Below are 13,919 nucleotides of genomic sequence, written 5' to 3'. Positions count from 1 at the left end.
TCAGCGGCCTGGCAGCAGATAGCGATCAATCGCCTGCACCACGCCCTCTTCTGTATTACTGCCGGTGACCCGGTCAGCCTGAATACGGACATCCTCTTGCGCCTGGCCCATCGCAATCGACAAACCGGCCACACGAAACATGGCCACATCGTTATGACCATCGCCAATCGCTGCGGTTTGCTCGATGTTCACCCCAATGTGCGCAGCCAGGCTCTGCAAGGCCTGACCCTTGTTGGCCTGTATGGCCGTGATATCGAGGTAGTAGTCCTGTGACCGCGCGGCCAACGCCTGGCCTTGCAACAATTCGCCAAGCTGGTGTTCAAGGGCCTTGAGCAGCTCGAAATCAGCGCTTGAAGCGACCATTTTGTCGATGCGGGGCAGGAAGGGCTCGAAGCTGTCGACCGGCACCGGGTCATAGCCCAATGCGCTGCGCTCGTGCCCGACATAGCTGCCGTTGAGGTCGCGCAGCAGCCATTGGTCGTCAGCAAACACCCAGACATCCACGCAGGCCCCGGCAAATACCTGCAAGCAAGTGCGTACCGCATCAGGGTCGATATGATGCGCGGCAAGCACGCGACCGTCCGTACCGATCAGGGTGCCGCCATTGAAGCCGGCATAAGGCACGTCGATGCCGAGCATCTCGACGATCTCGCGCATGGCCCGTGGCGGACGGCTGCTGGCCACACTGAAAGCAATCTCAGCCTGGCGCAGACGTCCGATCGCCGCGATGGTCGCGGCACTCGGGCGGTGGTCAGGCTGCAACAAGGTGCCATCCAGGTCACTGAGCAGCAGGCGGATCGCTGGCTGAAGGTCTTCAGCCATCGATCTGCCGCCATTCACGACCATCGTTGCGCAGCAGCTCATCCGCCGCTTCAGGCCCGCTGCCTCCGGCAATGTAAGGTTGCACTTCAGGGTGCTTGTTCCAGGCATCAAGGAACGGCTGCACCGCACGCCAGCCGTTTTCAATGTTGTCAGCACGCTGGAACAGGGTCTGGTCACCGGTCAGGCAGTCGTAGATCAGCGTCTCGTAGCCAGTGGACGGGTGCATTTCGAAGAAATCCTTGTAGGCAAAGCCCAACGCGATGTCTTCCATGTCCAGGGTTGGCCCGGGACGCTTGGCGAACAGGTCAAACCACATGCCCTCGTTGGGCTGGATCTGAATCCGCAGGAAATTGGGCCGCAGGCGGTCGACGTCGGTGTCGCGGAACTGCGCGTAAGGCGCCGGCTTGAAGCAGATCGCGATCTCGGTGCTGCGGGTGCTCAAACGCTTGCCGGTACGCAGGTAAAACGGCACGCCCACCCAGCGCCAGTTGTCGATCATCACCTTGAGGGCAACATAGGTTTCGGTGTTGCTGTCCGGCTCGATACGCTCTTCTTCGCGGTAACCGACCAGGTCAGCGCTCTTGTTGGCGGTGTACTGACCGCGCACCGAGTTGGCCAATGCCTCCATCTCGCTCCAGGGCCGGATAGCGCCGACCACTTTGGCCTTTTCACCACGCACCGCATCGGCGCCGAACGCGGCCGGCGGCTCCATGGCCACCATCGCCAGCAGCTGGAACAGGTGATTGGGCACCATGTCACGCAGTGCACCGGTGTTCTCGTAGAAGCCGGCCCGGGTGCCGACCCCGACCGTTTCAGCGGCGGTGATCTGCACGTGGTCGATGTAATGGTTGTTCCAGAATGATTCGAACAGGCCGTTGGAAAACCGACTGACCAGGATGTTCTGGACGGTTTCCTTGCCCAGGTAATGGTCGATGCGGTAGATCTGCTTTTCGCCCATGACCTTGAGCAGGCACTCGTTCAGCGCCACGGCGCTGGCCAGATCCGAGCCAAAGGGCTTTTCGATCACCACCCGGCGAAACGCGCCTTCACGCTCGTCAAGCAGCCCGGCTGCGCCAAGGCGCTGCGCCACCTCGCTGAAAAAGCGTGGCGCCGTCGCCAGGTAGAACGCCGCGTTGCCGGTCCCGGTACTCTCGATCTTGCTGGCGATATCGCGGTAGGTGGCGTCGTCCAGGAAGTCACCCTGAATGTAACTGATGCGCCCGGCAAGCCGCCCCCACAGTTGCGGGTCAAGGACCTCGCCGCCCTCGGCATTTTTCTTCGCGCCTTCTTCACGGATGAAGGCTTCGAGCTTGGCGGTGTACTGCTGATCGGTCGCGGCGTTGTGGTCAACGCCGACGATGTGCAGGTTGTCATCCACCAGCCCGTCACGGGTCAGGTTATACAGCGCCGGCATCAGCAGGCGCTTGACCAGGTCACCATGGGCACCAAACAGAAACAGCGTGGTTGGCGGTGCGACTTGCGGAGTCTTCTCGGCCTCGGAACGCTGCGTCAAACCCATTTACTTGACCTCCTTGTGACCACCAAAACCAAAACGCATGGCAGACAGCATCTTGTCGCCATAAGTGGCTTGCTGACGCGAACGGAAGCGCGCGAACAAGGCGCTGGTCAGTACCGGGGCCGGTACCGCCTGCTCAATGGCGGCCTCAATGGTCCAGCGCCCTTCACCGCTGTCAGCGACCGAGCCTGAGTAGGCGTCCAGGTTCGGATCACTGGCCAATGCGTCGGCCGTCAGGTCCAGCAGCCAGGACGAAACCACGCTGCCGCGCCGCCAGACTTCGGCGATGTCAGCCACGTTAAGGTCAAACCGCTGCTCTTCAGGCAGTTGCTCGGAGTTCTTCTGCTTGAGGATATCGAAGCCTTCGGCAAAGGCCTGCATCATCCCGTATTCGATACCGTTGTGAATCATCTTCACAAAGTGCCCGGAACCGGCCGGCCCGGCATGGATATAGCCTTGCTCAGCGCGATGGTCCTCAGCCTTGCGGTCGCGGGTGCGCGGGATATCGCCAATACCCGGTGCCAGGGTGGCGAACAGCGGGTCGAGCCGGTCGACGATGGTTTTCTCGCCGCCGATCATCATGCAGTAACCACGCTCCAGCCCCCATACGCCGCCGGAGGTACCGACGTCCACGTAGTGCAGGTCCTTGAGGGCCAGGCTGGCGGCGCGACGAATGTCGTCTTTGTAGAAGGTGTTGCCGCCATCAATGATCACATCATCGGGTTCGAGCAACTGGCTCAGGGCTTCAATGGTCTGCTCCGTAGCGTCACCGGCTGGCAGCATGACCCAGACCGCACGCGGTGCCTGCAAGCCCGCCACCAGGCCGGCCAGGTCGGCCGCTGCGCTGGCGCCTTCGGCGGCCAGGGTCGCGCGCGAGGCCTCGTCACGGTCGTAGACCACGGTGCTGTGGCCATTTTTCATCAAACGTCTGGCGATATTGCCGCCCATGCGGCCCAAACCCACGATCCCGAGTTGCATGAGGTGCTGCTCCTGATACAAATTCAAAGTAAGAATGCTTCACGTTATACGAAGCTTCGAGGCATGCAACTTAGTGTTACAGGCTGATGTATCGGTTCCCGCCAATCAAAAAGCCGGGCTTAGCGGCGTAGTCATTGGGGTTGGTGCCAATAGCGGTAAAAGTCACGCGACAATCAAAAATAAAAAAGTTCCAATCACACGCAAAAGAAATCAGAATCCCGGCCGACAAAGGTGTCAGGCAAGGGCGGATCAGGGAGTTCGACAGTCATTGCCACAAGCCTTTCTGACGTTGAATCCGCCATTTGCGAGGTGAGCAATGGGCACTGTACTTCAAACACTTGCACCACAAACCCTGTACGTCACTATCCGTCGCGACGAGCTTCGCGCCCTGAAAGAAGAACGCGCCCAATTGCAGCACAAGCTGGCGCAAATGACCCGTTTGCTGGAGCAGGCCCAGTTTGGCGGCCAGGGCAAGCAGATCGCCTGATCGCTGACCCGCTGTCGCGGTGGCAGATCCCCTGCGTTGATCTGCCACTGAAGCACTGCCCGCCTCTGCCTCACCCAGCCTTGCCAGCAAGGCGCGCAAGTCTCCGGGTTTGCAGACAGCCTGGCAACCCGAAAAACATCCGTTACAGCACCTTTTGCCAGAACATCGCACGACCCATCTGCGGATCGAGCTGATACCCGTCAAAACCCTGCTTCTGGTAAGCGGCCTTCGCCACCTCATTGCCTTCCAGCACTTCGAGCGTCAGCTTGCAGCAGCCACGCTGCCGGGCAATCTCCTCGACCTTGGCAAGCATTTTCTGGCTGATGCCCAGGCCACGATGGGAAGACAGCACCACCACATCATGAATGTTCACCAGCGGGCGGCAGACGAAGGTGGAGAAACCCTCGAAGCAATTGACCAGCCCTACCGGCTCACCGGCAATGAACGCCAACACACTGAAGGCATGGGGACGCTTGGCCAGTTCACTGGCCAGTTGCTGACGGGTGTCGAGAGACAAGGATTCACCACCGCCCATGACATCTTCGGCGTAGTGATTAAGCAGCGTGCCGAGCGCTTCGGCATGAACCGGATTGGTATAGCTTGCTTGCAGGACCAGGACCTCTGGGGTTTGCATTGGCATCCTCGTTAAAACAATCGTTCGCGTCTGACAGACGTAGCCGGGGATTCTACCGCTTCGCAGATGAAAGTCGTTCAATCGGTATGCAGGAATTTTCAGACAATGTTCTCGCAGGCCGATTTCCGCGCCAGATGTGCCTCCAGCAACAGGACTTCAACAGCCCGCCTGTTCAACTGCACCAAAGTGAATTAAACAGCGCTCCCTCATTTGGCATTCGGGTGCCTGACGGTGCAAACAGGGTCCGAAAACGCCCTGTTAGCAGGCAGCGCGCGGTGCGCCAGCAACTATCCGACGACCGGTAACAAGCCCCTGTTTCTCAGCATCCGGGCGTCTGGCCAATCAGTTTTTCCCCTCTCAATGCCAAAGATGTCGTCAATCTGAATGCGCCGCAGCCTCGGTCCAGACATTTCCCGGTAAAAAAGTCGAAACTTCTGAAAAACGGCCGGGTCATCTGATAAGACCCGCCTATGCTGAGCAATGACCTCATAAACGGCGTCATCACCCTGTCCTTGAAGCTGCGTCAGACAGTAAATGGGTACTGATCTTGCGTGAACTTGTGCGTCCGGCCGCAGGACATGGTCCGGAGCAACTTCAGAACTGCACCGACACTGTATTAATTGGGAGAACACGATGATAAGCGCCGCTGTAAAAACCCAGCAGGGAGAGAGTTTTGGTCAGCCGGCCAGCGAGCTGAATCATCCGGTTCTGAGCCGGTCGCAAATGCCTTTATTGCATTTGCCGACCACACCAGCATTGCCTCAGCACACCATTTCCCAGGTCAACCGCCGCAAGGTGCTGTTTGTGACCTCGGAACTGGCTGATCTGGTCAAGACCGGCGGCCTGGGCGATGTTTCAGCGGCACTGCCGAGGGCCATGCGTCACCTGCACGATGTCCGTGTGCTGATTCCCGGCTACCCGCAAGTGATCAATAGCGGCAACCCGATCCACATCATCAGTGAACTGGGCGGCTATGCGGCACTGCCGCCGTGCAAGGTCGGGCGCATGGACATGAAAGACGGTCTGGTCATCTATGTGTTGATCTGTCCCGAACTGTACGAGCGCGAGGGCACGCCCTACGGCGATGTCAACGGCCGCGACTGGTCCGATAACCACATCCGCTTTGCCCGCCTGGGCCTGGCAGCCGCCGACTTCGCCGCCGGTTCAGTCAAGACCCAATGGTGCCCCGAACTGGTGCATGCCCACGACTGGCCGGCAGGCCTGGCGCCGGCCTATATGCGCTGGCGCGGACAGACCACACCGAGCATTTTCACCATCCATAACCTGGCCTACCAGGGCACGGTCAGCCCGACCACGGCACGTGAGCTGGGTTTGCCCGAACAGGCACTGACCCCCGAAGGCATGGAGTTCTACGGCAAGCTGTCGTTCATCAAGGCCGGTATGGCTTATGCCAGCCACATCACCACGGTCAGCGCCACCTATGCCAAGGAGATCACCACGGCCGACTTCGGTTGCGGGCTGGAAGGTTTCCTGCAGAGCAAGGCTGAACAGGGCAAGCTCAGCGGCATCCCGAACGGGATCGATTCGAGCTGGGATGCCGCCACCGATAAACACTTGATCTGCCACTTCGCACCCAATGAATGGCTGCGCAAGGAAATCAACGCCGACTACGTGCGCGAGCTGTTTGAGCTGGAACCCTCCAAAGGCCCGCTGTTTGCCGTGGTCTCCCGGCTGGTTTACCAGAAGGGTCTGGACCTGACCATTGGTGTGGCCGAACACATCGTCGCCAACGGCGGGCAGATCGCAATCATCGGTCGTGGCGAGCCGGAAGAAGAACAGGCCATGCGTGATCTGGCGGCACGCTTCCCCGGCCGGGTCAGTGTCCGGGTGGGCTTTAACGAGACCGATGCACGGCGCATGTTTGCCGGTAGCGATTTCTTGCTGATGCCGTCGCGGTACGAACCTTGCGGCCTGAGCCAGATGTACGCGCAGCGCTTCGGTTCGCTGCCGGTGGCGCGTAACACCGGCGGCCTGGCTGACACCATCGAAGACGGTGTGACGGGCTTTCTGTTCAACGAATCCACGGTCGAGAGCTACACCGAAGCCCTGACCCGGGCCTTCAAAGTCTTTGAAAACACCACCCTGCTCAACGCGATGCGCTGCCGCGCCATGGCCGCACCGTTCAACTGGCAGCAGGCGGTCGAACCCTACGCTGAGCTTTATCAGGACCTGTTGAAGAAAAATCTGGGCGTTGCCCTGCACTACTGAGAAATGAGGTCGCGGATGCCTTTGCGTACAGAACCTGCCTGGCGCCACGGCGCCGTTATGCAGGACCGGCAACACACACGATTCGCCCTCTGGGCACCGGATGCACAAAACGTTTCCCTGCTGCTGGACAACGCTCAGGCGCTGGCAATGCCGGCGCAGGGCGATGGCTGGTTCGTACTGGAGACGGCCTGTCCTGCCGGCACCGGTTACCACTACCTGATCGACAATCAACTGCAGGTGCCCGACCCGGCATCGCGCGCCCAGAACGGTGACGTGCACACCTCCAGCCGGGTCGTCGACCCGGCTGCCTATCATTGGCAACACGCCGGCTGGCAAGGCCGCCCGTGGCACGAGGCGGTCATCTATGAACTGCACGTGGGTGCACTCGGTGGCTATGCCGGCGTCGAAAAACACCTGCCACGCCTGGTAGAGCTGGGAGTGACCGCCATTGAACTGATGCCGCTGGCGCAGTTCCCCGGTGATCGCAACTGGGGCTACGACGGCGTGCTGCCGTATGCCCCGCAGGCCTCCTACGGCACGCCCGAACAGCTCAAACGGCTGATCGATGCCGCCCACGGCTACGGCCTGATGGTCATCCTTGACGTGGTGTACAACCACTTTGGCCCGGACGGTAATTACCTGGGGCAATACGCCAAAGCATTCTTCCGCGAGGACGTGCACACACCGTGGGGCGCGGCCATCGATTTTCGTCGTCCTGAGGTGCGCAGCTTTTTCATCGACAATGCACTGATGTGGCTTAACGAGTACCGCTTCGACGGCCTGCGCATGGATGCAGTGCATGCCATCAACGACCCGGACTTTCTTCAAGACTTCGCTCGCCAGGTGCGCGCCGGTATCGAACCGGGCCGGCATGTCTGGCTGAATCTGGAAAACGAGTTCAATCAGGCCAGCCTGCTTGAACAGGGCTTTGATGCACAATGGAACGACGACGGGCACAACACCCTGCATGTGCTGCTGACCGGCGAGACCGATGCCTACTATCAGGATTTCGCCGAACAGCCGACCCACAAACTGGCACGCCTGCTCAGTGAGGGCTTTGTCTATCAGGGCCAGACCAACCGGCACGGTGCCGCGCGCGGCGAAGCCAGCGCGCACCTGCCGCCCAGCGCCTTCGTGCTGTTCTTGCAGAACCACGATCAGATCGGCAACCGCGCCCTGGGTGAGCGCCTGCCACGCCTGGCCCCTGCCCCGGCGCTGCGCGCCGCCACCGTGCTGTTGTTGCTGTCGCCGATGATTCCGCTGCTGTTCATGGGGGATGAGTGGGCCGCGCGCGAGCCGTTCCTGTTTTTCACCAGCCATCATGGCGAGCTGGCCGATGCGGTGCGTGAAGGCCGACGCAACGAGTTTGCTGACTTTGCCGCGTTTGCCGACCCGCATCAGCGCGAACGGATTCCGGACCCGAACGACGCGCAGACCTTCGAGGCCTCCAGACCGGCTCTGGCGGCCCTGGAGCTGGACACCGAGCAAGGGCTGGAACACCGCCAATGGCTGGCTTTCTATCAACAACTGCTGGAAACCCGCCACCGCGAGATCGTGCCACGCCTGCCCGGTGCCTTTGCTTTGGGCGCTGAAGTGCTGGCCGACGGGGTGGTCAGTGCACGCTGGAAAATGGCAGACGGTCAGATCCTGCGCATCGACCTGAACCTTGCTGAACAGCCGGTCGAGCTGCCACCGGCCAGCCCTGCCGAGCTGATTTTCGCCAGCACCCCAACGTCGATCGAACCTTGGCATAACGGCAGCCTCGAACCCTGGACAGCCATTGTCAGCCTGTCAGCCCATGACGTTGCGGAGATTCAGGATGAGCAATGAGCAACTGGAAAAATTGGCAACCGAAGTCGGCCTGTCGGTGCATTGGGTCGACGCCAATGCCAGGCCACAGACCGTCAGCCCCGAGGTGTTGCGCAAGGTACTCGACGCCCTTGGTTACCCGGCGCATAGCCGCGAGGCCATTGATGCCAGCCTGCTGCGGGTGCAGACCGAACACCATGGTCGTCAGGCACCGCCGTTATTGACGGTTGATGTCGACAGGCCGCTGGACCTCTCGGCCTGGTTCGAGCCCGAGACCCCTTTTACCCTGCATCTGGAAGATGGCACCTCGATCCAGTCCTGCCTGGACGCGGATGCCAACCTGCCGGCCATTACCCCGGTGGGCTATCAGCAGCTCGATATCGTCGGCCAACAGCTGACGATCGCGGTTGCGCCGTTGACCTGCTACAGCATGGCCATGGCCTGCCAGAATGAGGTGCCGCGCGCTTGGGGCCTGACCACTCAGGTGTACAGCCTGCGCCGCGAGGGTGATGGCGGTTTTGGTGACACCCAGGCGCTGGAAGGCCTGGCCCGCACCGCCGGCGAACGTGGCGCCGATGCGCTGGCGATCAGCCCGCTGCACGCCATGTTTGCCGATGACCCGCAGCGTTATAGCCCCTACTCGCCGTCCAGCCGGCTGTTTTTCAACAGCCTGTATGCCTCTCCCGCCTTGCTGTTGGGCGAGCGCGCCTGGCGCCAGGCCATTGAAGACAGCGGCCAGCGTGAAACCCTGGAGCAGCTTGAGCAACTCACGCTGATCGACTGGCCAGCGGCGGCGAAGGCCAAGTGGCAGGTGCTGCGCAAGCTCTTTGAAGGCTTCAGTGCCGGTGATCATCCGCTGCAGGAAGACTTCAACAGTTTTCGCCATGCCGGCGGTGAAGCGCTGGAGAATCACTGCCGCTTCGAGGCGATCCGCGAAGCATCCGCGCAACTGGGCATCAGCGCCAACTGGCACGAGTGGCCAGAAGATTTCAAGCAGCCGCGCAGCCAGGCAGTGGCCTTGTTTGCCGCGGCCCACGCCCATGACATCAGCTTTCATGCGTTCACCCAGTGGCTGGTGGCAAGGGGTCTGGAGCGTGCCCAGGTCGCGGCCAAAAGCGCAGGCATGCGCATCGGCCTGATTGCCGACCTGGCGGTCGGCGCCGATGGCGCGGGCAGCCAGGCCTGGAGCCGTCAGGATGAACTGCTGTCGGCGCTGACCGTGGGCGCACCACCCGACATTCTCAACCGTGCCGGCCAGAGCTGGGGCATTTCTGCCTTCTCGCCGGAGGGCCTCAAGCGCAACGGTTTTCGGGCCTTTATCGAAATGCTGCGTGCCAACTTTGCCCACGCAGGCGGCCTGCGCATCGACCACGTGATGGGCTTGCAACGCCTGTGGGTCATCCCGCTCGGCGCCTCGCCCAAAGAAGGTGCGTACCTCAACTTCCCGCTAGACGACCTGCTGCGCCTGCTGTGCCTGGAGTCGGTACGGCACCAGGCAATCGTGCTCGGTGAAGACTTGGGTACTGTCCCTGAGGGGCTGTCCGACAAGCTGTCAGCGCGGGCCATTCTGGGCATGCGGGTGCTGTTGTTCGAACAGCACAACGGCCAATTCAAGCCAATTCTCGATTGGTCGCCAGACGCGCTGGCCACCACCAGCACTCATGACCTGCCGACCCTGGCCGGCTGGATCAACGAGCTGGATATCGAATGGCACAGCCGCGTGGGCCATGTCGATGAGCAGGCAGAACATCACTGGCGCGAGGAGCGTGGCCGCGAATACGACGGTCTGCGCCAAGCCTTGAGCCAGAACAATCACAATTTTGCGCCAGACACTGACGACAGCGGCCTGATTATCGACGCCAGTATCCGTTACCTGGGCCATACCCGCGCACCACTGGTATTGCTTCCTGTGGAAGATGCGCTGGGCGTGCTCGAACAGGCCAACCTGCCTGGCACCATCGACAGCCACCCCAACTGGCGACGTCGGCTGGAGCCGCTCAGTAATCAATTGCTGGACCAGCAAGACGCTGCACGCCGCCTTGAACTGTTATCCCAGGCGCGTCAGCAAGCTGCGGAGCGTGACCGATGAACCACCCGATTCCCTTGCGTGCTACCCAACGCTTGCAGTTCCACAAAGATTTCACCCTTGATGACGCGATTGCCCTGGTGCCCTATTTCGCCCGCCTGGGCATCAGCCATATCTACGCATCACCGCTGCTCAAGGCCCGGGCAGGCTCGATGCACGGTTACGATGTGGTCGACCCGACTGTCATCAACCCCGAGCTGGGCGGTGAACCGGCCTTGCGGCGACTGGTTGCCACGTTACGTGAACACCAGATGGGCCTGATCCTCGACATCGTTTCCAACCACATGGCTGTCGGCGGCGCCGACAATCCCTGGTGGCTGGACCTGCTGGAATGGGGGCGCGGCAGCCCGTACGCGATTTTTTTCGATATCCAGTGGCATTCGCCAGACCCGCTGCTCAAGGGCCAGCTGTTGCTGCCATTTCTGGGCAATGACTACGGCCCAGCGCTGCAAGGTGGGGAAATTCCACTGCGTTTCGATGAAACTGATGGGCGCTTCTATATCGAGCATTACCAGCACCACTTCCCGATCTGCCCGACCAGCTATGACGCGATTTTGCAGCATGCCCAGGATCCGCGCCTGGAAGAACTCAGCGAGCGCTTCGCCAAACTTGCGCAGTACCCTCAGGCTTACGAGCGTGCCCGGCAACTGCGTACGCAACTGGTTGAGCTGGTGGCTGATCAGTCCCTGCTCAAAACCATCCACAAGGCGCTGAAAGCCTTCGACTCGACTCAGCCTGATGGTTTTGCGCGTTTGCACGCGCTGCTTGAAGACCAGCACTACCGGTTGGCCAGTTGGCGCACCGCCGGTGACGACATCAACTGGCGGCGCTTCTTCGACATCAATGAACTGGGCGGCCTGCGTGTTGAGCGCCCGGCGGTGTTCGAAGCCACCCATGGCAAGATTTTCCAGTTGATTGCCGAGGGGCTGGTAGACGGCCTGCGTATCGACCACGTCGACGGCCTGGCCGACCCACGCGGCTACTGCCGCAAGCTGCACCGCCGGGTACAGGGCTTGTTGGCGCAGCGGCCCGCCCATGCGCCACTTGAGCACCTGCCGATCTTTGTCGAGAAGATCCTGGGGGCCGATGAGCAACTGCGCCATGACTGGAGCGTCGACGGCACCACCGGCTATGAGTTCATGAACCAGGTGTCACTGCTGCAACATGATCCTGCCGGCGCGCAGCCGCTGGCCGAGCTCTGGAGCCGGATCAGCGAACGTAGCGCGGTATTTGCCGACGAAGAGCGCCAGGCCCGTGACCTGGTGCTGCACGGCAGCCTGGCCGGCGACTTTGAAAATCTCGCCCAAGGGCTGCTGCAACTGGCCCGCAGCGACCTGATGAGCCGTGACCTGACCCTGGGCGCGATCCGCCGCGCGCTGCTGGCGCTCATCTGCCACTTTCCGGTGTACCGCACCTACATCAGCGTTTGCGGGCGCAGTGCTGAAGACGAGCGCTTCTTCGAGCAAGCGATGCAAGGCGCACGCAGCAGCCTGAACGAAGGTGACTGGCCGGTGCTTGACTGGCTGCAACGCTGGCTGGGCGGCACCGCGTGGCGCTCACTACCGCGTGGCAAGCTGCGCAAGCTGTACCGCAATGCCTGTGTACGCTTTCAGCAGCTGACCTCACCGGTGGCCGCCAAGTCTGTCGAGGACACCTCGTTCTATCGCTCGGCAGTGCTGCTGTCGCGCAATGATGTGGGCTTTCATCCGGGCCATTTCAGCGCGCCGGCGCAAGACTTCCACCAGGCCTGCCAGCAACGTCACCAATTCTTCCCTGACAACCTGCTGGCCACCGCCACCCACGACCATAAGCGCGGTGAAGACAGCCGGACCCGTCTGGCGGTCTTGAGCGAGTGTTCCGGCTGGTACGCCGAACAGGTCGAGCGCTGGCGGCAACTGGCGCAGCCGCTCAAGGACGGCGAGAGCGTTATCAGTGGCGGCGACGAGTTGATGCTCTATCAAGCGCTGCTCGGCAGTTGGCCGCTGGATCTGGAAGGCGAAGAGGCAACCGCTCAGTACCTCGAACGGCTGATACGCTGGCAGGAAAAAGCCCTGCGCGAAGCCAAACTGCAAAGCAGCTGGGCCGCGCCCAACCAGGCGTATGAGAGTGCCTGCCGGAGCTTCCTCGAACGCCTGCTACTGGCTGACGAGGCGCAGCCGCTGCGCCAGTCGCTGGGTGCCACTGCCCTGCGCATCGCCCCCGCCGGCGCGCTGAACAGCCTTGCCCAAGTGCTGCTGCGCCTGAGCGTTCCAGGTGTGCCTGATTTGTATCAAGGCGCCGAGTTCTGGGACTTCAGCCTGGTCGACCCCGACAACCGTCGTCCGGTGGACTACGCTGCACGAAGCCGGGCATTGACGCAGCAGCCTGGCATCAGCGATTTGCTGCTCAACTGGCGTGACGGTCGCCTCAAACAGGCACTGATCGCCAGGGTGCTGGAGGTTCGCCGCCAGCACCCGGCACTGTTTGCCAGAGGGACTTATCAAGCCTTGCCGGTCAGTGGCCAGCAGGCGGATCGGGTGGTGGCTTTTGTTCGCGAACTGGACGGGGTGCGTGCGATTGTCGTCGTGCCGCGCATCTTCTCTGAACTATTGGGGACCGCACCAACTCCATTCATACAAGCCGGTGATTGGAGCGACACGCGGATCACCCTGCCGTTTGCCGAGCCCGGTCAGACCTGGCAAGGCCTGTTTGGCGAAAGCCTGACACTGGATGGCAAGCAACTGCCAGTCAGTACAGCGCTCAAGGAATTTTCCGTAAATTTGTTTGTTCAAAATTAGTAAAAGCCGGGAGTGTCGAAGAATGAGTGCCGACGAAAAAAGAATCCGCGAGTTTGCCTACCAGATATGGGAGTCCGAGGGCCGGCCCAACGGCAATGACCAGCGCCATTGGGAAATGGCGCGCAAGCTGGCCGAAGCCGAAGCCCTGGCGCCTGACAAAACCGCTGCACGCAGTGCCAGCAAACCGAGGTTGCCCAAAATCGACGGTGCTCTGGATGCCAAGGCAGATGCCAAGCCGGCCGGCAAAGCGTCGGGCAAAGCAGCGCCAGCGAGCAAGCCGGCTGCTAAACCTGCGCCCAAGGCTGGCAAACCCGCTGCTGCCAAGCCCGCAGCCAAACCAGCACCCAAGCCAGCACCCGCCGCTACTACGGCGACGCCGCAAAGCGAGCCTGCCAGCAAGCCCGCCGCCGTGAAAAAGCCGCGCAAGCCGGCCGCTTCATAAGCCCATGGCGCGCAGCGTCGAGCACCACCACGGTTGCTCGACGCCTGCGCAGCCTCGGCTACACCCGATAACCCCGACATTTTCACGCGTATCGCAGCTTCTGGTTGCGGTAGCGGCACTGATCGCCCGCAAATCAACG

At 61.4% G+C, this 13,919-nt stretch carries 10 protein-coding genes; 6 read left to right on the top strand and 4 right to left on the bottom strand.

Translation table 11 applies throughout. The annotated features are described in order from the left end of the window. Genes PSCI_RS22020 through gnd form a run of 3 tightly spaced genes read right to left on the bottom strand, consistent with a single transcriptional unit; the run spans position 1 to position 3,337 of the window. Positions 1-822, bottom strand: a complete 822-nt coding sequence (locus tag PSCI_RS22020; protein WP_045491060.1) for a Cof-type HAD-IIB family hydrolase — start codon at positions 820-822, stop codon at positions 1-3. Continuing rightward, complete coding sequence (zwf, locus tag PSCI_RS22015) at positions 815-2,341, bottom strand: glucose-6-phosphate dehydrogenase (protein WP_045491057.1); 1,527 nt, start codon at positions 2,339-2,341, stop codon at positions 815-817. The genes PSCI_RS22020 and zwf overlap by 8 nt, the downstream gene beginning before the upstream one ends. Then, positions 2,342-3,337 carry a phosphogluconate dehydrogenase (NAD(+)-dependent, decarboxylating) gene (gnd, locus tag PSCI_RS22010; protein WP_269451217.1) on the bottom strand — a complete coding sequence of 332 codons (996 nt, stop codon included), beginning with the start codon at positions 3,335-3,337 and terminating at the stop codon, positions 2,342-2,344. A 295-nt stretch (positions 3,338-3,632) separates the two neighbouring features. Between gnd and PSCI_RS29570 the strand changes: the two genes are divergently transcribed. Beyond that, positions 3,633-3,803, top strand: coding sequence for a DUF6026 family protein (locus PSCI_RS29570; protein ID WP_144403304.1), 171 nt, complete (start codon positions 3,633-3,635; stop codon positions 3,801-3,803). Positions 3,804-3,945: 142 nt separating this feature from the next. Here the strand turns inward: PSCI_RS29570 and PSCI_RS22005 are convergent, their stop codons facing one another. Continuing rightward, positions 3,946-4,437, bottom strand: coding sequence for a GNAT family N-acetyltransferase (locus PSCI_RS22005; RefSeq protein ID WP_045491051.1), 492 nt, complete (start codon positions 4,435-4,437; stop codon positions 3,946-3,948). A gap of 633 nt (positions 4,438-5,070) precedes the next feature. Here PSCI_RS22005 and glgA point away from each other — a divergent pair. Genes glgA through PSCI_RS21980 form a run of 5 tightly spaced genes read left to right on the top strand, consistent with a single transcriptional unit; the run spans position 5,071 to position 13,780 of the window. Continuing rightward, positions 5,071-6,666 (top strand): glycogen synthase GlgA, encoded by a 1,596-nt coding sequence (glgA, locus tag PSCI_RS22000; protein ID WP_045491048.1) that lies wholly within the window; start codon positions 5,071-5,073, stop codon positions 6,664-6,666. A 15-nt stretch (positions 6,667-6,681) separates the two neighbouring features. After that, a complete protein-coding gene (gene treZ / locus PSCI_RS21995; RefSeq protein ID WP_045491041.1) occupies positions 6,682-8,496 on the top strand; it encodes a malto-oligosyltrehalose trehalohydrolase in 1,815 nt (604 codons plus the stop codon). Continuing rightward, positions 8,486-10,564 (top strand): 4-alpha-glucanotransferase, encoded by a 2,079-nt coding sequence (gene malQ, locus PSCI_RS21990; RefSeq protein ID WP_045491039.1) that lies wholly within the window; start codon positions 8,486-8,488, stop codon positions 10,562-10,564. Before treZ ends, malQ begins: the two co-directional genes overlap by 11 nt. Beyond that, positions 10,561-13,338 carry a malto-oligosyltrehalose synthase gene (locus PSCI_RS21985; protein WP_045491036.1) on the top strand — a complete coding sequence of 926 codons (2,778 nt, stop codon included), beginning with the start codon at positions 10,561-10,563 and terminating at the stop codon, positions 13,336-13,338. The genes malQ and PSCI_RS21985 overlap by 4 nt, the downstream gene beginning before the upstream one ends. Positions 13,339-13,360: 22 nt before the next feature. Further along, complete coding sequence (locus PSCI_RS21980) at positions 13,361-13,780, top strand: DUF2934 domain-containing protein (RefSeq protein ID WP_045491033.1); 420 nt, start codon at positions 13,361-13,363, stop codon at positions 13,778-13,780. Positions 13,781-13,919 lie beyond the last annotated feature (139 nt).

The sequence above is a fragment of the Pseudomonas sp. StFLB209 genome, assembly GCF_000829415.1.
Lineage (GTDB): Bacteria > Pseudomonadota > Gammaproteobacteria > Pseudomonadales > Pseudomonadaceae > Aquipseudomonas.
This window is presented reverse-complemented; position numbering and strand designations above follow the sequence as displayed.

Coding starts and splice junctions, on each gene's coding strand:
- PSCI_RS22020 (WP_045491060.1), bottom strand. CDS start 822: ATGGCTGAAGACCTTCAGCCAGCGATCCGCCTGCTGCTCAGTGACCTG.
- zwf (WP_045491057.1), bottom strand. CDS start 2,341: ATGGGTTTGACGCAGCGTTCCGAGGCCGAGAAGACTCCGCAAGTCGCA.
- PSCI_RS29570 (WP_144403304.1), top strand. CDS start 3,633: ATGGGCACTGTACTTCAAACACTTGCACCACAAACCCTGTACGTCACT.
- PSCI_RS22005 (WP_045491051.1), bottom strand. CDS start 4,437: ATGCAAACCCCAGAGGTCCTGGTCCTGCAAGCAAGCTATACCAATCCG.
- glgA (WP_045491048.1), top strand. CDS start 5,071: ATGATAAGCGCCGCTGTAAAAACCCAGCAGGGAGAGAGTTTTGGTCAG.
- treZ (WP_045491041.1), top strand. CDS start 6,682: ATGCCTTTGCGTACAGAACCTGCCTGGCGCCACGGCGCCGTTATGCAG.
- malQ (WP_045491039.1), top strand. CDS start 8,486: ATGAGCAATGAGCAACTGGAAAAATTGGCAACCGAAGTCGGCCTGTCG.
- PSCI_RS21985 (WP_045491036.1), top strand. CDS start 10,561: ATGAACCACCCGATTCCCTTGCGTGCTACCCAACGCTTGCAGTTCCAC.
- PSCI_RS21980 (WP_045491033.1), top strand. CDS start 13,361: ATGAGTGCCGACGAAAAAAGAATCCGCGAGTTTGCCTACCAGATATGG.